The organism is Sphingomonas kyeonggiensis (assembly GCF_014204495.1).
Taxonomy (GTDB): Bacteria; Pseudomonadota; Alphaproteobacteria; order Sphingomonadales; family Sphingomonadaceae; genus Sphingomonas; species Sphingomonas kyeonggiensis_A.
Map to the genome: position 1 here is coordinate 574,611 of NZ_JACHLN010000002.1, position 19,768 is coordinate 594,378.

A 19,768-nucleotide genomic window follows, 5' to 3' on the forward strand; every position below is an offset into this window, starting at 1 on the left:
CGGAATGGTGAAATGGCGGGCTACACCTACATCATCACCAACCGAAAAAACGGCGCACTCTACACCGGTGTCACCTCAGAAATGTCCCGCCGTGCCTTGGAACATCGAGATGGCGCCGGAAGCAAGTTCGCAGCCAAATACGGGCTCTATCGCCTCGTTTACGTCGAATTCCATGACGAGATCGACAACGCCATCCTCCGCGAGAAGCGCATCAAGAAGTGGCGTAGGGCATGGAAGATCGCGTTGATCGAGGAATCGAACCCGAACTGGCGAGACCTGTTCTATGAGCTGAATTGCTGACACCCAATCCGTCATCCCGAGAAACCCTATCCGTCACCCCCGCGAAAGCGGGGGCCCATCTCGTACCGACGCCGCGAATACCACGGCCGTGTTCCGGGATAGCCCAGGAGATGGGTCCCCGCTTTCGCGGGGATGACGATAGTGTGGCCTACCCCAGGAACAGCTTCACATAGTCCTCGACCGGGCGGCGCAGCAGCGTCTCGTTGACGAAGAACGGGATCGATCCCTTCTCCCATCGCCCGATCCGCACGCCGGCGGCACGGCCGCGCTCGAACGCTGCCTCGGCCAGCGCCTGCGGCATTTCGAGCCGGTAGATGTTCGACGCGTCTGGGTTCGCCACGCGCTTGACCTTGCCGCTGTGCTCGAGCGCGGCGAACAGCGTCTCCGCAACGCCGTGCGCCTTGGCGATGCGCTCGGGGAAATGCTGCAGTCCATCGAGCGCGAGCAACGCCGGCGCCCATCCCTGGTAGATCAGCCCGCCATAGAGATGCCGCCACTCGCGCGCCCTGGCGATCGTCGCCGCCGGTCCCGCCAGCACCGCCCCGAACGGCGCGCCCAGATACTTGTAGAGCGAGACATAGACGGTCTCGAACGGCGCAACATAGGCCTTGCGGTCGAGCGAAGGCGGCGCGAGCAGCAGTCGCGCGGCGTCGAGATGCATGCGCGTGCCATGCGCCGCCGCGAGTGCCGCGATCTCGGCGATCCGCTGCGACGGGATCAGGCCGCCCTCGAGCCGGCGCACCGGGCTCTCGAGCGAGATCGCGCCGACCTTGAGCGCGTACGGCCCTTTCTCCGCGGCATCGAACGCCGCGACCAGCTCCTCCTGCGTCGGCGTCACCCGCCCCGCGCCAAGCGGCACCAGGTTGATGCCGGCCATGCGCTGCGCCATGTTGCTTTCGTCGCGATAAAGATGGCTGTCCTGCTGGCAGAGCGCATGCGGCGCATCGCCGCACAGCACCCGCAGCGCGACATTGTTGGCCAGCGTTCCGGTCGGGAAAAAGGCACAGGCCTCCTTGCCCAGATGGGCCGCGAACGCCTTTTCCAGTGCCTCGACCGCACCGCCGTTGAGATAGCCGTCGCGCACCGATCCGCTGCCCGCCAGCTCCGTCAGCCGCGCCGATATCGCAACCGGATCGGGCGGCGCGGAATCGCCGACCAGCCAGACACTGCGCGCATCGACCGGCGGGAAAGCCGGCGCGGACTGCCACCAGCCCGCCGCCCGGGCGAGCTGCGGCAGGGTCAGCGCTGCGGCCGTGGCACCGAAAAACGCCCTGCGGTCGACATGCATCCGTAGGTCTCCCTTCGGACGCCGAGCTTAGCGTGCTCCGCCCTTTCGGCCAGCGCTATTGCGCCTCAGGCCGCCGCCTCGCCCACGAACAGCTCGCGCAGGTCCTTCTTCAGGATCTTGCCATTGGCGTTGCGCGGCAGGGTGTCCGCCACGAAGCGCACCTGCACCGGCACCTTGAACCCCGCCAGCCGGGCGCGGACGAAGTCCTGCAGCTCCGCCTCGCTCGCATTGGTGCCCGGCGCCAGATGGACCACCGCCACCGGCTCCTCGCCCAGCGTCTTGTGCGGCACGCCGATCAGCGCGGCGTCCATCACGCCGGGGAAGGCGTAGAGCACGTCCTCGACTTCGCTCGAATAGATGTTCTCGCCGCCGCGGATGATGATGTCCTTCGCCCGGTCGACGATGTAGAGGAACCCCTCCTCGTCGAGCCGCGCCAGGTCGCCGGTGCGCACCCAGCCGTCGACAAAGGTCTCCGCCGTCGCCTCGGGCTTGTTCCAATAGCCCTTCACGATCATCGGCCCCTTGGCCCAGAGTTCGCCGACTTCGCCAATGGGAAGTTCGCGATCGCCCTCGACGGTCATGATCTTGAGGTCCGCCGTCGCGACCGGCTGGCCGGCGCTGGTCGGGCGGGTCAGGTAATCCTCGCCGCTATGCTGGGTCACCGTCGCCATCGTCTCGGTCATCCCCCAGCCATTGCCGGGGAGCGCGCCGAACTCCTCATAGATGCGCTTGACGAGCTCGGGCGCCGAGGGCGCGCCGCCATAGGAGATCGCCTCCAGGCTGGAGAGGTCGTATTTCTCGCGCGCCGGATGCTCGAGCAGCTGCCAGGCGATCGTCGGCACGCCGCCGGTGAAGGTCACCTTCTCGCGCTCGATGATCGCCATCGCCTTCTCGGCGTCCCAGCGGCGCATGAACACCACCGTCTGCCCCGTGGCGATGCCGCCCATCAGCGCCGCGCTGCACGCGGTGACGTGGAACAGCGGAATGACCAGCAGCCCCACCTTGTGCGGGATCATCGCCGGCGGAATCTCGCCCCGGCGCAGCATCGCCCTGGCCGCGCTGTACCCGCTCGACAGGATGTTGGTGCAGATGTTGCGGTGCGTGCCCAGCGCGCCCTTCGGGTTCCCCGTCGTGCCGCTGGTATAAAAGATCGTCGCGTCGTCCTCGGGCGTCACCGCCACCTGCGGGAAGGGAATATCGGGAAGGCTCGCCCAGTCATGCCGCGTGCCGATCAGCACCTCGAGCCGGCTGGCATTGCCGTCCAGCTCTTCGTCGCAGCGGCTCACCACCACCCGCTCCAGGTCGGGCAGACGGGCATAGCAGTCCTTCAGCCGGGCATGCCGCTCGGCATCGACGAACAGTATCTTCGAGCCCGAATCCTTCATGCCATATTCGAGCTCGCCACCCGTCCACCAGGCATTGAGCGGCACGATGATCGCCCCCAGGCTGGTCGCGGCGAAGAAGATCGTCGGCCATTCGGGCAGGTTGCGCATGGCAAGCGCGACGCGGTCGCCCTTCCCCACGCCCATCTCGCTCAGCTTCTGCGCCAGATGGCACACCGCCCGGTAGTTCGCGTCATAGGTGACGCGCTCGTCCTCATAGACGGTGAACACCCGGTCGCCATAGAGCCGCGCCAGCTGCGCCAGCACGCCCAGGGTGGGCGGCGCGCCCTTCCACACCCGCGTCGGCACGCCGCGGATTTCCACTTCGTCCATCTCGAAGCGCTGGCCCGGAGCGGTCAGTGCCCCCTTCACCTGCTCCAGCGACATGGCAGGCCAATTGGGGTCGAGCGGCACGATCGGTTCGGGGGCCAAGGCGATTCTCTCCAAATCTATGTGCGTTATGTTTCTAGAATGTTGGGTTTGGCATCGGATGCCGTACCGTAAACAACGTTAGTGTTGATTCATCGCGCGCTCAAGGCAATAGGGGAAGCGTGTCCTTGAGAAGACGCGAGTCATCGCTTTCGAATGAGAGGTATGCCAGCCGCATGAAGATTGCCAAGCCCGAAAACCACGGTTTCGACGCGGCCCGGCTGGCGCGGATCGATGCCTATGTGAAGGCGCGCTACCTCGACTCGGGCAAGCTGCCCCATGCCCAGATCCTGATCGCCCGGGGCGGCGAGATCGTCCATTTCTCGCACCAGGGTGCCGCTCGCGAAGGCGGAGCGGCGGTCGACCAGGCCACGATCTTCCGTATCGCCTCGATGACCAAGCCGGTCACCAGCCTCGCCTTCATGATGCTGGTCGAAGAGGGCAAGGTCGCGCTCGACACGCCGGTCCACCACGTCCTGCCCGAGTTCAAGACTCTCGGCGTGTTCAAGGCCGGCGGCGGCGGCGTGCCCTTCCAGACGACCCCCACCGGCGAGCCGATGCGGATGGTCGACCTGCTCCGCCACACGTCGGGCCTTACCTACAGCTTCCAGAACCGCACCAACATCGATGCCGCCTATCGCGAGGGCAAGATCGAGAACTGGCACGGCAACCTGACGCTCGACGAGTTCGTCGCGGCGCTGGGGCGGATCCCGCTCGAATTCTCGCCCGGCACCGAATGGAACTATTCGGTGTCCACCGACGTGCTCGGCGCCGTGGTCGAGCGTGTCTCGGGCATGCCCCTCGCCGATTTCTTCGAGCAGCGCATCTTCATGCCCCTCGGCATGCACGACACCGGTTTCACCGTGCCGGCGGACAAGACCGATCGCCTCGCCGATTGCTGGACGATGGTCCAGGGCAAGGGCCGGGTGATGTATGATCGCGGCGCCGAGAGTGCCTGGTCGAAGCCGCCGCGCCTCGTCTCGGGCGGCGGCGGCCTCGTCTCCACCGCGCTCGACTATCACCGCTTCTGCACCTTCTTCCTGAACAAGGGCGAGCTCGACGGCACAAGGCTGGTCAGCCGCAAGACGGTCGACCTGATGACGACCAACCACCTGCCCGCCGGCGGCGATCTCGCCAGCCTGTCCAAGTCGCTGTTCAGCGAGACGACCAATGCCGGCACCGGCTTCGGCCTGGGCTTCGCGATCACCACCGATGTCGCGAAGACGCTGATGCCCGGCTCGGCCGGCGAGTTCTACTGGGGCGGCATGTTCTCGACCGCCTTCTTCATCGATCCCGTCGAGCGCATCTCGATGGTCTTCATGACGCAGCTTTCGCCGTCCATGCTCTACCCGATCCGGCGCGAGCTGAAGACGATGATCTATTCGGCATTGGCGGATTGATGACCGCCGCCGCCCACCCCTTCTTCGTCACCCCCGCGAAAGCGGGGGCCCATCTCCGGAACGCGCCGCAGGTACGACAGCTGTCGTATTGTTCGGTTAGCGCACGAGATGGGTCCCCGCTTTCGCGGGGATGACGGCCGGCATTCAACTGGAGACGAAAATGACCTCCCCCATCACCACCACCCGCCAGGGCGACGTCCTGATCATCGCCTCGGACAATCCGCCGGTGAACGCGCTCGGCGCGGCGGTCCGCCAGGGCATCCAGGCCGGCATCCAGGAAGCGAAAAACGACGACAGCATCAAGGCCGTCGTCATCACCTGCGCGGGCAAGACCTTCTTCGCCGGCGCCGACATCACCGAGTTCGGCAAGCCGATGCAGGAGCCGTCGCTCCCCGTGCTGGTCGATGAGATCGAAGCGCTCGACAAGCCGGTGATCTCGGCCGTCCATGGCACCGCGCTCGGCGGCGGCTGCGAAGTCGCGCTCGCCTCGCACTATCGCATCGCCGTGCCCTCGGCGAAGTTCGGCCTGCCCGAAGTCAAGCTCGGCATCCTGCCCGGCGCTGGCGGCACCCAGCGCATGCCGCGCGTCGCGGGCGTCGAAGTCGCGCTCGAAATGGCGACCAAGGGCGATCCGATCTCGGCCGAGCAGGCCAAGGCCGCCGGCCTGGTCGATCGCCTCGCGACCGAGGGCAATCTCGTCGCCGATGCCGTCGCCTTCGCCCAGGAAGTGATCGGCCAGCCGGTCTCGCGCTCCTCCGAGCGCCCGGTCACCGTCGACGCCGCCGTGTTCGAGGCGTTCCGCGCCAAGAACGCCAAGCGCTTCCGCGGCATGGACGCGCCGAACACGATCCTCGACCTGATCGAGCAGACTGCCGGCAAGCCCTATGCAGAGGGCGTCCAGGCCGAGCGCATGGGCTTCATGAAGCTTATCATGGGCACCCAGTCCGCCGCGCTCCGCCACATCTTCTTCGCCGAGCGCAAGGCCGCGAAGATCGACGGCATCGCCGAGGACATCGCGCTGCGCGACATCAAGCGCGTCGGCGTGATCGGCGCCGGCACGATGGGCGGCGGCATCTCGATGAACTTCCTGTCGGCCGGCGTGCCGGTGACCATCGTCGAGATGGCGCAGGAAGCGCTCGATCGCGGCACCGGCGTGATCCGCAAGAATTACGAAGCGACCGCCGCCAAGGGCCGCATGACCGCCGAGCAGGTGGAAGGCGCGATGGGTCTGCTCAACCCGACGCTCGATTTCGACGCGCTCGGCGAGTGCGACCTGATCATCGAGGCCGTCTATGAGAATATGGACGTCAAGAAGGACATCTTCGGTAAGCTCGACAAGATCGCAAAGCCGGGCGCCATCCTCGCTTCGAACACCAGCTACCTCAATATCGACGAGATCGCCGCGGCCACCTCGCGTCCGCAGGACGTGCTCGGCCTGCACTTCTTCTCGCCGGCGAACGTGATGAAGCTGCTCGAGATCGTCCGCGGCGCCAAGACCGCCGACGACGTGCTCGCCACCGCCATGGCCGTGTCGAAGAAGATCAAGAAGGTCGCTGTCATCGCCGGCGTCTGCTACGGCTTCATCGGCAACCGCATGCTGATGCCCCGCCAGGTCGAGGCCAACAAGATGCTGCTCGAAGGCGCCACGCCCGAGCAGATCGACAAGGTCCATGTCGCCTTCGGCATGCCGATGGGCCCGTTCCAGATGGCCGATCTCGCCGGTGTCGACATCGGCTGGCACCGCGACCCGAACCGGATCGAGAACATCCGCGACGCGCTCGCCGCCGAGGGCCGCTGGGGCCAGAAGAAGAGCGCCGGCTTCTACGATTATGACGAGAAGCGCACCCCCTCGAACTCGCCGCGCGTCGCCGAGCTGATCGCCGAGTGGCGCGAGAAGCTGGGCGTCCCGCAGCACGAGATCACCGAGGAGGAGATCGTCGTCCGCACGCTCTACACCATGGTCAACGAAGGCGCGCTGATCCTCGCCGAGAAGATGGCCCAGCGCGCATCAGACATCGATGTCGTCTGGGTGTACGGCTATGGCTGGCCCCCGTACCGCGGCGGCCCGATGTTCTGGGCCGATACCGAGGGTCTCAAGAAGATCGTCGAGGGCCTCGAGAAGTACGGCTTCGAAGTCGCCCCCCTGCTCCGCGAAAAGGCGGAGAAGGGCGAGAAGTTCAACAAGTAAGCACCCTTCTAGCCCTCTCCCGCTTTCGCGGGAGAGGGTTGGGTGAGGGCACTTCTTCTTCTTCGACGAACCAGAAAGAGCCCTCACCGCTGCGACTAGGCAGCAAAGCTGCCAAGTCTCGCGCCTCTCCCGCAAAAGCGGGAGAGGAATTGGAGAGTTGAGATGCCTGATACCGACCTCGACCAATTCCGCGCCGAAACCCGCGCCTGGCTGGAGGCAAACTGCCCGGCCGAGATGCGCACCCCGCCCAAGTCGGAAAAGGAAACCACCTGGGGCGGCCGCAACCCGGAATATGCGCATCCGGACCAGAAGGTCTGGCTCGATCGCATGGCCGCGCGCGGCTGGACCGTGCCCGATTGGCCCAGCGCCTATGGCGGCGGCGGTCTCTCCCCCGCGGAGACCAAGATCCTCCGCGAGGAGCTGAAGCGCATCAAGGCGCGCAATCCGCTCAACAGCTTCGGCATCTCGATGCTCGGCCCGGCGCTGCTCAAATACGGCACCGAGGAACAGAAGCTCGAACATCTCCCGAAGATTGCACGCGGCGAAATCCGCTGGTGCCAGGGCTATTCGGAGCCCAATGCCGGCTCGGATCTGGCGGGCCTGCAAACTTCCGCGGATGATGCGGGCGATCATTTCGTCGTCAACGGCCAGAAGGTCTGGACCAGCTATGCCGACAAGGCCGACTGGATCTTCTGCCTCGTCCGCACCGACAAGACCGTCAAGCAGGCCGGCATCAGCTTCCTGCTGTTCGACATGGCCTCGCCGGGCGTATCGACCAAGCCGATCCTGCTGATCAGCGGCAACTCGCCCTTCTGCGAGACCTTCTTCGACGATGTGAAGGTACCCAAGGCCAATTTGCTCGGCACGCTCAACAAGGGCTGGGACGTCGCCAAATATCTGCTCGGCCATGAGCGCGAGATGATCTCGGGCTTCGGCCTAGGCGGTGCCGGCAAGGACCCGCTGGTCGAGGCCGCGCGCAAGGGCGTCGATCCCATCCTGCGCGCCCAGATCGCGCTGTTCGAGGTCCGCTCCAAGGCGTTCGCGGCGATGTCCGAGAAGTTCATCGACGAGCTCAAGGCCGGCCAGGCGCACCCCGCCCAGCCCTCGATGATGAAATATTACGGCACCGAGCTGAACAAGACCCGCCACGAGCTCCAGATGGCCGCCGGCGGCAGCGACGCGCTCGAATGGGAGAGCGAGGACTCGCACCAGGGCGCCGCGGCCCGGTCATGGCTGCGTACCAAGGCAAACTCGATCGAGGGCGGCACCAGCGAGATCCAGCTCAACATCATCGCCAAGCGGATTCTGGATTTGCCGAGCTGAGCCAGAACAACCCTCTCCCGCTTTCGCGGGAGAGGGAGGGAGCCGCGCAGCGGCGGAAGGGTGAGGGCACTTCGTCTCAAGGAAGAAGAAGGCCCTCCCCCAGCCCCTCCCGCGAAAGCGGGAGGGGAGCAGAAACGGAACGAACCGATGCCCCTCTACCTCAACGAAGACCAGACCATGCTCCGCGACACCGCGAAGGACTTCGTCGCCGCGGAAGCCCCCGTCGCGCACATGCGCGCGCTGCGCGACGCGAACGATCCCACCGGTTTCAGCAAGGAACTCTGGAAGCAGTTCGCTGAAATGGGTTTCACCGGCATCCTGATCCCGGAAGGCGACGGCGGCCTCGGCCTCGGCCATGTCGAAGCGGGCGTGGTGCTCGAGGAGATCGGCCGCAACCTGTCGCCCTCCCCCTTCCTCGCCACGGCGGTGGCGGCGGTCGAGGCATTGAAGGGCACCGGCCATGCAGCGCGCTGGTTCCCCGGCATTCTCGCCGGCGATACGGTGGCGGCGCTGGCGATCGACGAGACGCCGAAGTTCACAGGTCAGGTTTCGCTCGCCGCCGAGCGCGCGGGCAACGGTTTTCGGCTGTCGGGCGCCAAGCGTTTCGTCGCGCACGCCCATGTCGCCGACCTGATGATCGTCGCCGCGCGAACTTCTGCGGCTGGAGCGTCCAGTTCGGGCGTAACGCTCTTCGTGGTCGATCCGAAAACCGCCGGAATCGAGGTCCGTACCGAACGCCTGGCGGACTCCAGCCTGGCTTCCCACGTCACCTTTGCGAATGTCGAAGTCGATGCCGATACGGTTCTCGGCGAGGTCGACCAGGGCGATAGTCCCCTGGGTCGCCTGCTCGCGGCAGGCCGCACCGGCGCCTCGGCCGAGCTGGTCGGCGTCGGCGGCGGGGCGATGGACATGACGGTCAATTACCTCAAGGATCGCAAGCAGTTCGGCGTCGCCATCGGCAGCTTCCAGGCCCTGCAGCACCGCGCCGCGCACCTCTACAGCGAGATGGAAGTCGCCCGCGCCGCCGTGCTCAAGGCCCAGCAGCTGCTCGACGCGGGGCAGGACGCGGCCGAGGCGGTGGCGGTCGCCAAGGCGATGACCGGCCTCGCCACGACGCTGGCGGTGCAGGAGGGCGTGCAGATGCACGGCGGCATCGGCATGACCGACGAGTTCGACATCGGCTTCTTCATGAAGCGCGCCCGCGTCCTGGCCGAGATGTTCGGCGACACCAACTACCACGCCAATGCCCTGGCCGAGGCGTCCGGCTACTGATGGATACCACCCCGCCCGAACGCGCCGAAGACCCCCAGGGCCTGGTCGACCAGCTCACCGCGCTGCTCGATGTCGAGCGCATCGATACCGACCTCTACCGCGGCCCTCGCCAGCCCGGCGGGGTCGGCCGCGTCTTCGGCGGCCAGGTCGTGGCGCAGGCGCTCCAGGCCGCCCAGCGCTCGATCGAGGACGACAAGCTCGCCCACTCGCTCCACGCCTATTTCATGCGCCCGGGCGACGAGAACCACCCGATCATCTACCGCGTGGTCCGCGATTTCGAGGGGCGCAGCTTCGCCAATCGCCGGGTCATCGCGATGCAGGGCGGCCAGCCGATCCTCAATATGACCGCAAGCTTCCAGCTCCCGGCCGAGGGCCTGCACCACCAGTTCGACATGCCCGACGTGCCCGATCCGGACAGCCTGGTCTCGGAACGCGACCTGCGCGAGGCGATCCGCGACGAGGTACCGGAGAAATTCCGCCGCTTCTTCCTGCGCGCCCGCCCGATCGAGATCCGCCCGGTCAACCCGCGCAACTGGTTCAGGCCCGTGGCGCAGGAGCCCGTCCAGCACAGCTGGTTCCGGGTCGTCGCGCCCCTGCCCGACGATCCCGCGCTCCACCGCGCGATGCTCACCTACGCCACCGACATGACCCTGCTCGGCACCTGCCTGCTTCCGCATGGCGTCAGCTGGATGACCGGCGGGGTGCAGACCGCCAGCCTCGATCACGCAGTCTGGCTGCACGAGCCGTTCCGCTTCGACGAGTGGCTGCTCTACACCACCGACAGCCCCTGGGCCGGCCATTCGCGCGGCTTCAATCGCGGCCGCATCTACAGCCGCGACGGTCGCCTCGTCGCCAGCGTCACCCAGGAAGGGCTGATCCGCGTAAAGGACTAGGAACGCACGGGCTTTCCCCCGCGTTGGCAGGGCAGGACATATCGCGGGGAGCTCGCAGCCATGATGATCGCCACGGTGCTGGCACTGTTCTCACAGGATTTGGCGACGGTCACCGCCGACGCAGCCGATCCGGTCGAGATCGCCAGCAAGCTGGACGTCACCAGCTTCCCCAACTCCACCGGCCCGCGCCGCAAGGAAGGGCTGCGCACCCTGGCGGATTACGGGTTCACCAACCCGACCCGCGACGGCAATTCGGCGGTGTTCGAGCTGGCCGACAAGAGCTGGACCTTCCGCGTCAGCCTGCTCGACCGGAGCGACAAGGCGCTGAAGCTCTGCATCCTCGATCGCGCGCTTGGCGGCGGCAGTTATTTCAGCGTGAAGCCGATCGAAGTCGCTCCCGGCAAGGACGGGCTCTACCGCGCCACCGGCAATCCGGTCGCCGATCCCAATTGCGCCTGAGCCGCCAGCCGCTAGACCGGCGCAATGGAAACCGCACCGCGCCGCTTCGCCTATGTCACGCTCGACGTGTTCACCGAGACCCGTTTCGGCGGCAATCCGCTCGCGGTTTTCCCCGATGCGAACGGGCTGAGCGACGCCGAGATGCAGGCGCTGTCGGCCGAGATGAACTATAGTGAGACGACCTTCGTCCTGCCTGCCACCGATCCGGCCAACACCGCTCGCGTCCGCATCTTCAACCGCACTGCCGAGATGCCCTTTGCCGGCCATCCCAATGTCGGCACCGGCTATGTCCTTGCCGGGCTGCGCCCCGAAGCAGGCGACACGCTCCACTTCGAGGAGGTCGCCGGCCTAGTGGAGATCCGCATCGAGCGCGATGCTTCCGGCACCGCGATTGGTGCCGAGATCGACGCGCCCCAGCCACTCCAGCTGCTCGGCACGCTGCCCGTCCAAGGCATCGCCGCCTGCCTGAACCTGGATGTCGCCGACCTGGTCACCGCGTCGCACCTCCCGACCCGCGCCACCACCGGCGTCGACTTCGTCTTCGTCGAGGTGACCGAGGAAGCGCTGAGCCTCGCCCAGCCGGATATCGCCGCCTATCGCCGTCTCGCCGATGCGGAGCGCGATCAGGCCGAGCGCTTGTCGATCTTCCTCTATGCCCGCGAGGAACAGCGCATCCGCGCCCGCATGTTCTCGCCGCTCACCGGCACCTGGGAAGACGCAGCCACCGGCAGCGCCAATGCCACGCTCGGCGCGCTGCTCCTGTCGCTGGGCGAGGCGGAAACCGCGCGCTTCCAGGTCCGCCAGGGCGTCGAGATGGGCCGCCCCAGCAACCTGACCGTCACTGCCCGTCGTACGTCCGACGGCATCCGCAGCAGTGTCGCCGGTCGCTGCGTGCCGATGTTCCGCGGCGAGGTGACGCTCTAGAAGGCCGGCTTGCCAAACTCCTGGCGCGTCACCGGATGGCTGGACGAAAGTCCGCCATCCACCACCCAGGCCTGGCCGTTGACATAGCTCGCCTGGTCGGAGGCCAGGAACAGCGCCACCCGCGCGATCTCCTCGGGCTGTCCAGCCCGCCGCAGCGGGTTCAACCGGCCGAGCTTGTCTTCCTTGCCGGTCTCGCGGGCATAGGTGAAGGCGCGCTCGGTCATGCCGGTCTCGATCAGCCCCGGGCAGATCGCGTTCACGCGAACGCCCGATCCCGCGAACTGCTGCGCGGCGGTCTGGACCAGGTTGATGACACCCGCCTTGCTCGCCGAATAGGCCGGGCCGCCAGCGCCCGAACGCAGCCCGGCTACGCTGGCGGTGCAAAGAATGGCACCACCGCCGCGCTCCACAATTCGCGGTCCCGCATGCTTGATCGCCAGCGCCGGCCCAATCAGGTTGACGCGCAACACTTCGGCCCAGAGCTCGGTCGGCGTGTCGAAGATGCCCGTCGCACCGCCCGAGATTCCGGCATTGGCGTAGAAGATGTCGAGCCCGCCAAAGCTATCGACCGCGGTGGCGACCACCCGCTCGACATCGGCCTCGTCACCGGCATCCATGTGCACCGCGATCATGCCCTCGCGCCCGGCGATCGTCTCTTCGACTGCCTCGCTCAGGTCGGCGGCGACCACCTTGGCGCCTGCATCGGCAAATGCCCGCGCCGTCGCGCGTCCGATCCCCGAGCCCGCCCCGGTAACGATCACAACCTTGCCCGCGAACTGCATCAGATCGTCACTCCTCCGTCGATGACCATCGCCTGGCCCGTCATGAACGCACTCGCCCGGCTGGCGAGATACACCACGGCTCCGGCAATCTCCTCCGGCTCCCCGATCCGCCGCAGCGGCGTGGTCGCGTTGGTTGCCTTGGCGCGCTCGGGATCCTCCCACAGCGCACGGGCGAAATCGGTCTTGATCAGCCCCGGCGCGATGCAGTTGACCCGCACATTGTCCGGCCCGAATTCCACCGCATAGTTGCGCGCGAGCTGCAGGTCCGCCGCCTTGGAGACATTGTACGCGCCGATCACCGGCGATCCACGCAAGCCCCCGATCGACGAGATGATCACGATCGATCCATCGCGCCGCGCGCGCATCTCGGGCGCCACCATCTGGATCAGCCAGTGGTTGGAAAGGATGTTGTTATCGAGGATCTTGCGGAACTGGTCGTCCGCTATCCCCTCGAGCGGCCCGTAATAGGGGTTGGAGGCGGCGTTGCAGACCAGCACGTCCACGCGCCCGAACACCCGCCGCGTCTCGTCAACGAGATGCTGTAGCGCTTCCTTGTCCGAGATGCTCGCCGCCACCGCCAGCGCAGTGCCTTCGCCATGCTTCGCGTTGATCTCTGCCGCGACTTCGTCGCACGCATCCTGCTTGCGGCTCGATATCACCACCTTCGCGCCCGCATCCGCCAGCGCCTCGGCCGAAGCCTTGCCGATCCCTCGCGAGGAGCCGGTGACGATCGCCACCTTGCCGGCCAGGTCGAACAACCCGCTCATGCTCCCGCCTCCCGCGCGAAATGCCAAGCCTGTGCCACCAGCCCCGGCAACCGCTCCACCGTCGCGGCAGCATTGGCGGAGGAGGCATTGCCGTCGATCATCCGCTTCTTGATCCCCTGGACGATCCCGGCCAGCCGGAACAGGTTATAGGCGAAGTACCAGTTGAGATCGGGCACACCGTCGCGCCCGGTCGCTGCGCAGTAGCGCGCCACGACATCCTCGATCGTCGGAATGCCGGTCTCCGGCCCGGTGAGCCCCTTCACCCCCGAACGCCCCTCGGGCTCGGTCGCCCAGCTCATCAGAAAATAGGAGAAGTCCGCCAGCGGGTCGCCAAGCGTCGACAGCTCCCAGTCGAGCACCGCCAGGATACGCGGCTCGGCGGGCGCGAAGATCATGTTGTCGATACGGAAGTCGCCATGGACGATGCTCGTCCGCGTCTGCTCGGGCACGGTGCGCGGCAGGAACGCGATCAGCTGCTCCATCTCGGGCAGCGCATCGGTCTCGCTCGCCCGATACTGCTTCGTCCAGCGCTCGACCTGCCGAGCGAAATAATTACCCGGCTTGCCGTAGCTGCCCAGCCCAACCGCCGTATAGTCCACCGAATGCAGCGCCGCGAGCGTGTCGATGATCGCATGATAGTGCGCCGTCCGCTCCGCCGGCGTCATGCCGGGCAGCCCGCCATCCCAGAGCGTCCGCCCCTCGACCATCTCCATGATGTAGAAGGGCGCGCCCAGCACTTCCGGGTCCTCGCACAGCCCATAGGGTCGCGCGACCGGGAAGCCCGTCGGGTGCAGCGCCGCGATCAGCGCATATTCGCGCTCCACCGCATGGGCCGAGGGCAGGATCGGACCGAACGGCTTGCGCCTGAGCACATAGGAAGCGCTCCCCGCATCGATCCGATAGGTCGGGTTGCTCTGCCCGCCGGGGAACTTGGTAACCGCGATCGGGCCGGCAAAGCCCGCCACATTCGCAGCCAGCCAGTCCGCCAGTTTCGCTTCGTCGAGGTCGCTCATGCGAATTCGATCACCGAGCGCACGCTGTCGCCCTTGCGCAGCTTGTCGAGTGCATCGTTCACGTCCTCCAGCCTGATCCGCTCGGCGACCATCGTGTCGAGGTCGAGCAGCCCGTCGAGATACATCTGCACCAGCCGCGGCATGTCGATCGGGAAGCGGGTGCTGCCCAGCAGCGAGCCCTGGATCTTCTTGCCCGTCAGGAAGGTCGGCCCGGGCAGGCTGACATTGCCGCCCGGCGCGATCATCCCGAGGATCGTCGCGGTGCCACCGCGACGCAGGATGTTCCAGGCCAGCTCGGCGGTGTTCGGCCGGCCGACTGCCTCGATCGCATAATGGACACCGCCGCCGGTCAGCTTGAGAACGTCCTTGGCGAGCCCGTCGGCCATCGCATCGAGTGCATGGGTTGCGCCCAGCTTGAGCGCCAGCTCCCGCTTTTCGGGCACCGGGTCGATCGCCAGGATCGTCCCTGCCCCGGCAATCTTGGCGGCGTTGATCGCGGCAAGCCCGATCCCGCCCGCGCCGATCACCGCGACGCTCTCGCCCGGCCGCACCCGGCTGTCGTTGAAGATCGCCCCTGCCCCGGTGATCACCGCGCACCCCAGCAAGGCCGCACGATCCAGCGGCATCTCCTTCGAGATCGCCACACAGGCATTCTCATGCACCAGCATCTGCTCGGCAAAGGCCGAGAGATTGAGGAACGGCGCCAGCCCGGTTCCATCCTGCAGAGACAGCCGCGGTTCCGCATCAGCCGGGCGCCGGGTCGAGGGATCGATGCACAGCGACGGCCGCCCGGTCACGCACATCTCGCAGCTGCCGCAGAAGACGGTGAAGAAGGTGATGACATGATCGCCCACCTTCAGGTGCGCGACATCGCTACCCACCGCCTCGATCACGCCTGCCGCCTCATGCCCCGGCACGGTCGGCACCGGATGCGGGAAGGCGCCATCGACGAAGTGCAGGTCCGACCGGCATACCCCCACCGCCGCGGTACGGATCAGCACCTCGCGCGGGCCGGGATTGGAAACACGAACCTCGGTGATCTCGAGCGGCTTGCCCGCTTCGTAGAGAACGGCTGCTTTCATCACTCTCCCTCTCCGCTCCCCGGCTTTCGCCGGGGAACCAAAACTCAGCGGCTCACCCCGATATCCCCGCTGCTCGCCCGGTCCGCCTTGAAGTCGGCATACTTCCCGAACTCGTTGCGGGCGATCGCCCGGGCATGGACCTCGTCCGGACCATCGGCGAGCCGCAGCGTACGGATGCCGGCCCAGTCATGCGCAAGGTGGAAGTCGCCCGACACGCCTGCGCCGCCATGCGCCTGGATCGCATCGTCGATGATCTGCAGCGCCATTTGCGGGGCCTGCACCTTGATCATCGCGATCTCGAGCTGGGCGGCCTTGTTGCCTGCCTTGTCCATCATGTCCGCCGCCTTGAGGCAGAGCAGCCGCGTCATCTCGATATCGATGCGCGCGCGCGCGATGCGCTGCTCCCAGACCGAATGGTCCGAGAGGCGCTTGCCAAACGCCACGCGGCTGACCAGACGCTTGGCCATCGCCTCGATCGCTTCCTCGGCAACCCCGATGGTGCGCATGCAATGGTGGATGCGGCCTGGCCCGAGCCGGCCCTGCGCGATCTCGAACCCGCGTCCCTCGCCGAGCAGCATGTTCTCGACCGGCACCCGAACATTCTCGAGAACCACTTCCCCGTGCCCGTGCGGCGCGTGATCATACCCGAAAACCGAAAGCATCCGTTCGATCTTCACGCCGGGGGCGTCCATCGGCACCAGGATCATGCTCTGCTGGGCGTGCTTGGCGGCGCCCGTGTCGGTCTTGCCCATCACGATCGAGACAGCGCAGCGCGGGTCGCCCACGCCCGAACTCCACCATTTCCGCCCGTTGATCACATAGTGATCGCCGTCGCGCACCATGCTGGTCTGGATGTTGGTCGCATCCGAACTCGCCACCGCCGGCTCGGTCATCAGGAAGGCGGAGCGGATCTCGCCCTGCATCAGCGGCTTGAGCCACTGGTCCTTCTGCGCCCGGGTACCATAGCGGTGGAGCACCTCCATGTTGCCCGTGTCCGGCGCGGAGCAGTTGAAGCACTCCGAAGCCCAGCCCAGCCGTCCCATCTCCTCGGCGCACAGCGCATATTCGAGGTTGGTCAGCTGCGTGCCCTGGAACTCGAAACTGTCGTCGACATGGGCCTGGCCCGAATGCGGCGGCATGAAGAAATTCCACAGTCCCGCGGCCTTGGCCTCGGCCTTCACGTCCTCGATCACCGGCAGCACCTTCCAGCGATCACCCTCCTTCTGCTGGGCGTGATAGTCGCCGTCGCGGGGCCGGATCCTGGTGTCGATAAAGGCCTTCACGCGGTCGCGGAAATAGGTCTCGCGCTCGCTCAGCGTGAAATCCATGGCGCATCCTCTCCGTTTTCTGCTTCACGGATCGGCGTAGAGCATACCGGATATTCGGTAAAGTCGGGCCGGCGCGAAAATCGGCACAACCTCGATTCAAAAAACCGCTTTGGCTAGCCGTCAAATCCGCTAGACTGGTTGCAATGAATGCACCGGGGAAACTAGAAACCGCAAGCGCGACGAAACGCTTCCAGGCCAAGCGGGATGCGATCCTCGCCGCGGCCGCGGACGCGATCAACGAGCAGAGCGCCAAAGGGATGACCTTTGCCGACGTGGCCCGCCGCGTCGGGCTCAACACCACGTCGGTCACCTATTACTTCAAGCGCAAGGAAGACCTTGCCGCCGCCGCCTTCGAACAGACGCTCGATCGGCTTGAGGCGATGCTCGACGATGCCGGCAAGGAGCCGACGCCCGAGGCGCGCGTCGCCCGCTATCTCAACATCAACATGGAACGGCTCGCTCGCATCCGCCGGGGCGAGGAACGCGACTTCGCGATCCTCTCGGATCTCCGCGCCATGGAAGATCCGATCAAGCGCGAGCTGCTCGATCGCTGGCGGGGCGTGTTCCGCAAGACGCGCACGCTGTGGGGGCCCGCGACCACGCGCGCCGAGACCGATCTCCACGGTGCCCGCGCGCATGTGTTGCTCGAGAACACATTCTGGCTGACCGCCTGGCTGCCCCGCTACGAGGTGGACGAATATACCCGCGTCGAGGCGCGGCTGATGGACGTGTTCCGCACCGGCATCGCCGCGCCCGGCGAGGCCTGGACCCCGCATATGCTCGACCTCGAGCATGACGAGCCGGAGCCCGGCCGGGAAGCCTTCCTGCTCGCCGCCACGCGCCTCATCAACGAGCTCGGCTATCGCGGCGCCTCGGTCCAGAAGATCGCCAGCGAGCTCAACGTCACCAAGGGCAGCTTCTACCACCACCTCGATGCCAAGGACGATCTGGTGATCGCCTGCTACAAGCGCAGCTTCGACATCATCACCGATGCCCAGCGCCTGGCCGAGAATGCCGGCGGCACCCATTGGGAGCAGCTGGAAAGCACGATCGCGACGCTGCTCGACTATCAGTTCAGCGAACGCGGCCCGCTGCTGCGCACCACCGCGCTCTCCGGTCTGCCGCCCCAGGTCCGCTCGACGATGATCGACCGTTCGAACCGCATCGCCCGCCGCTTCGCCGGCATGCTGTCCGACGGCATCGCCCAGGGCTCGATCCGCGCGATCGACCCGCTGGTCGCCTCGCAGACGCTGATGGCCCTCCAGAACGCCGCCTTCGACATGCGCAAATGGGCCAGCACCATGCCGCGCGAACGCGCGGTGGCGTACTATGCCTCGACCATCGCCTTCGGCCTGTTCGACGATCGCGTGCTGGCGGGGTAGTCGGCTTTCGTCGCATATCGCTATTCCCGCCTGCCCAAGTTCCTAATCCATCCGAAATGGCCGGAATGGAGAAGAACAAGATGCGGCGGATCCACTTTGCATTCTGGATGGCCGCCGCGCTGACACTCCCGGACGCGTCCGTTGCGCAGACCACGCAGGCCGCAATCGATCCCGCCGCGATCGAAAGGGACAAGCTGCTGGCCAGCGATCTCGTGGCGGCGGTCAACGCGGATGCGCGCGCCCGCGCCCTATGGGCCGCGAAATATCATTCGCAGCGGCAGGGGGCCTATAGCGAAGCCGACCTTGTGAAGATGCTCGAGGACATCGCGCAGATCAGCCACGGCGTCACGACAACTGGGAACGATCGCAAGAATGGCTGGCTCCGCATCGACCTGCGCGCGGCGAACGGCAAGACCGGCAAGCTGCTGCTCGATACCGACGGGTCGCCCTTGAATGGGGTAACCCGGTTCAACGCCTACGCCCGCCCCTCGACCTACCCCACGCCGCTCATCGCACAGCCGGTGTCCCGCGACATCCTCCGCAAGGCAATCGACGAACGCCTGCGCTTCGCTGCGGCACGCGACGAATTCTCGGGTTCGGTGCTGGTCATGCGGAACGACGAGCTCATCTACAGCGGCGCCTTCGGCCAAGCGAACAAGAATTTCAACGTTCCCAATACCATGGACACCCGCTTCCATACCGGTTCGATGGACAAGATGTTCACCGCGGTGCTGATCGGCCAGCTGATCGAGCAGGGCCGGCTGACGCTCGATACGCGCGTTATCGATGTGCTGCCGGATTATCCCAATGCCGATGCCGCCAGGGCCATCACGATCCGACATCTCCTCAGCCACCAGTCCGGTGTCGCGTCCTCGTTCGGAGACCCCGAGATCGACCGTTTCCGGCCCTTCGAGCGGGTCAGCGAGCTCCTGCCGCGCTTCGCCGCCAAGCCACTCGATTTCACCCCGGGGACACAGGCCGGCTACAGCAACGAGGGCTTCATCCTGCTGGGCGCGATCGTCGAGAAACTGACCGGACAGAGCTATTATGACGCAGTGCAGAGCCGCGTATTCGATCGCGCCGGCATGAAGAACACGATCTATTATCGTGTCGACGAAATCTCGCCGCTTCGGGCAGAGGGGTATCGCTTTCCGGACTCCGATTTTCTCGGCTTCGGTACGCGGATCGGCAATTCGACCTTCCAGGGTCGCGGCTATCGCGGCAATTCTTGCGGCGGCTCCTACACCACGGCCGGAGACATGACGCGGTTCCTGCAGGCGCTGCGCATGGGCAAGCTGCTGTCACCCGCCATGGCCGAGGAGATGACCGGCCTGCAGAAAGGCTACAACCAATATGGCTATGGCTTCCTGCATCGAAAGATCGACGACAAGACGGTGCGCGGGCACAATGGCGGCGGCGCCTTTTCCGGCATCAACTCCATGGCCCGGATCGTCTGGGAAAGCGGCTACACCGTCGTGGCGCTGGGCAATTACGATGCCCCGCTGATCGAGTGGGTCGGCGACGACATCGTACATATGGTCGCCGCCCAGCCCTAG

At 66.2% G+C, this 19,768-nt stretch carries 17 protein-coding genes; 10 read left to right on the plus strand and 7 right to left on the minus strand.

The features are described 5' to 3' along the window. Window positions 1-12 precede the first annotated feature (12 nt). Window positions 13-300 carry a GIY-YIG nuclease family protein gene (locus tag HNP52_RS10430; protein ID WP_184166467.1) on the plus strand — a complete coding sequence of 96 codons (288 nt, stop codon included), beginning with the start codon at window positions 13-15 and terminating at the stop codon, window positions 298-300. Window positions 301-448: 148 nt separating this feature from the next. On the opposite strand, the gene HNP52_RS10435 is transcribed toward HNP52_RS10430, so the two are convergent. Then, window positions 449-1,588, minus strand: a complete 1,140-nt coding sequence (locus HNP52_RS10435) for a low specificity L-threonine aldolase (protein WP_184166470.1) — start codon at window positions 1,586-1,588, stop codon at window positions 449-451. A 65-nt stretch (window positions 1,589-1,653) separates the two neighbouring features. Further along, entirely contained in the window at window positions 1,654-3,357 is a 1,704-nt protein-coding gene (locus HNP52_RS10440; RefSeq protein WP_184168286.1) for a class I adenylate-forming enzyme family protein, read from the minus strand. 218 nt (window positions 3,358-3,575) lie between these two features. Here HNP52_RS10440 and HNP52_RS10445 point away from each other — a divergent pair, with 218 nt between their 5' ends. From HNP52_RS10445 to HNP52_RS10475, 7 genes are all read left to right on the plus strand, one after another. Beyond that, on the plus strand, window positions 3,576-4,799 hold the full coding sequence (locus HNP52_RS10445; protein ID WP_184166473.1) for a serine hydrolase: 1,224 nt from the start codon (window positions 3,576-3,578) through the stop codon (window positions 4,797-4,799). Window positions 4,800-4,959: 160 nt separating this feature from the next. Then, window positions 4,960-6,987, plus strand: coding sequence for a 3-hydroxyacyl-CoA dehydrogenase NAD-binding domain-containing protein (locus tag HNP52_RS10450; RefSeq protein ID WP_184166477.1), 2,028 nt, complete (start codon window positions 4,960-4,962; stop codon window positions 6,985-6,987). A gap of 162 nt (window positions 6,988-7,149) precedes the next feature. Beyond that, complete coding sequence (locus tag HNP52_RS10455; protein WP_184166480.1) at window positions 7,150-8,310, plus strand: acyl-CoA dehydrogenase family protein; 1,161 nt, start codon at window positions 7,150-7,152, stop codon at window positions 8,308-8,310. A 147-nt stretch (window positions 8,311-8,457) separates the two neighbouring features. Continuing rightward, window positions 8,458-9,582 carry an acyl-CoA dehydrogenase family protein gene (locus HNP52_RS10460; protein ID WP_184166483.1) on the plus strand — a complete coding sequence of 375 codons (1,125 nt, stop codon included), beginning with the start codon at window positions 8,458-8,460 and terminating at the stop codon, window positions 9,580-9,582. Then, window positions 9,582-10,475 (plus strand): acyl-CoA thioesterase II, encoded by an 894-nt coding sequence (locus tag HNP52_RS10465; RefSeq protein WP_184166484.1) that lies wholly within the window; start codon window positions 9,582-9,584, stop codon window positions 10,473-10,475. Before HNP52_RS10460 ends, HNP52_RS10465 begins: the two co-directional genes overlap by 1 nt. Before the next feature lie 60 nt (window positions 10,476-10,535). Then, the gene (locus tag HNP52_RS10470) at window positions 10,536-10,934 is read left to right on the plus strand and encodes a hypothetical protein (protein WP_184166487.1); all 399 of its coding nucleotides are present in this window, start codon (window positions 10,536-10,538) and stop codon (window positions 10,932-10,934) included. 24 nt (window positions 10,935-10,958) lie between these two features. Continuing rightward, window positions 10,959-11,858 (plus strand): PhzF family phenazine biosynthesis protein, encoded by a 900-nt coding sequence (locus tag HNP52_RS10475; protein WP_184166490.1) that lies wholly within the window; start codon window positions 10,959-10,961, stop codon window positions 11,856-11,858. Here HNP52_RS10475 and HNP52_RS10480 read toward each other — a convergent pair. The 5 genes from HNP52_RS10480 to HNP52_RS10500 are packed head-to-tail and all read right to left on the minus strand — an operon-like array spanning window position 11,855 to window position 16,830. After that, window positions 11,855-12,640, minus strand: a complete 786-nt coding sequence (locus HNP52_RS10480) for an SDR family NAD(P)-dependent oxidoreductase (RefSeq protein ID WP_184166493.1) — start codon at window positions 12,638-12,640, stop codon at window positions 11,855-11,857. The genes HNP52_RS10475 and HNP52_RS10480 overlap by 4 nt on opposite strands. After that, a complete protein-coding gene (locus HNP52_RS10485) occupies window positions 12,640-13,407 on the minus strand; it encodes an SDR family oxidoreductase (RefSeq protein WP_184166496.1) in 768 nt (255 codons plus the stop codon). The genes HNP52_RS10480 and HNP52_RS10485 overlap by 1 nt, the downstream gene beginning before the upstream one ends. Then, window positions 13,404-14,420 (minus strand): phosphotransferase family protein, encoded by a 1,017-nt coding sequence (locus HNP52_RS10490; protein ID WP_184166499.1) that lies wholly within the window; start codon window positions 14,418-14,420, stop codon window positions 13,404-13,406. Before HNP52_RS10490 ends, HNP52_RS10485 begins: the two co-directional genes overlap by 4 nt. Continuing rightward, entirely contained in the window at window positions 14,417-15,502 is a 1,086-nt protein-coding gene (locus HNP52_RS10495) for a Zn-dependent alcohol dehydrogenase (protein ID WP_184166503.1), read from the minus strand. The genes HNP52_RS10490 and HNP52_RS10495 overlap by 4 nt, the downstream gene beginning before the upstream one ends. Window positions 15,503-15,546: 44 nt before the next feature. Continuing rightward, a complete protein-coding gene (locus HNP52_RS10500) occupies window positions 15,547-16,830 on the minus strand; it encodes an acyl-CoA dehydrogenase family protein (protein ID WP_184166506.1) in 1,284 nt (427 codons plus the stop codon). A 143-nt stretch (window positions 16,831-16,973) separates the two neighbouring features. Between HNP52_RS10500 and HNP52_RS10505 the strand changes: the two genes are divergently transcribed. Both HNP52_RS10505 and HNP52_RS10510 read left to right on the plus strand, forming a co-directional pair. Then, the gene (locus tag HNP52_RS10505; RefSeq protein WP_184166509.1) at window positions 16,974-18,212 is read left to right on the plus strand and encodes a TetR/AcrR family transcriptional regulator; all 1,239 of its coding nucleotides are present in this window, start codon (window positions 16,974-16,976) and stop codon (window positions 18,210-18,212) included. Between the two features lie 56 nt (window positions 18,213-18,268). Beyond that, a complete protein-coding gene (locus tag HNP52_RS10510; protein WP_184166512.1) occupies window positions 18,269-19,768 on the plus strand; it encodes a serine hydrolase in 1,500 nt (499 codons plus the stop codon).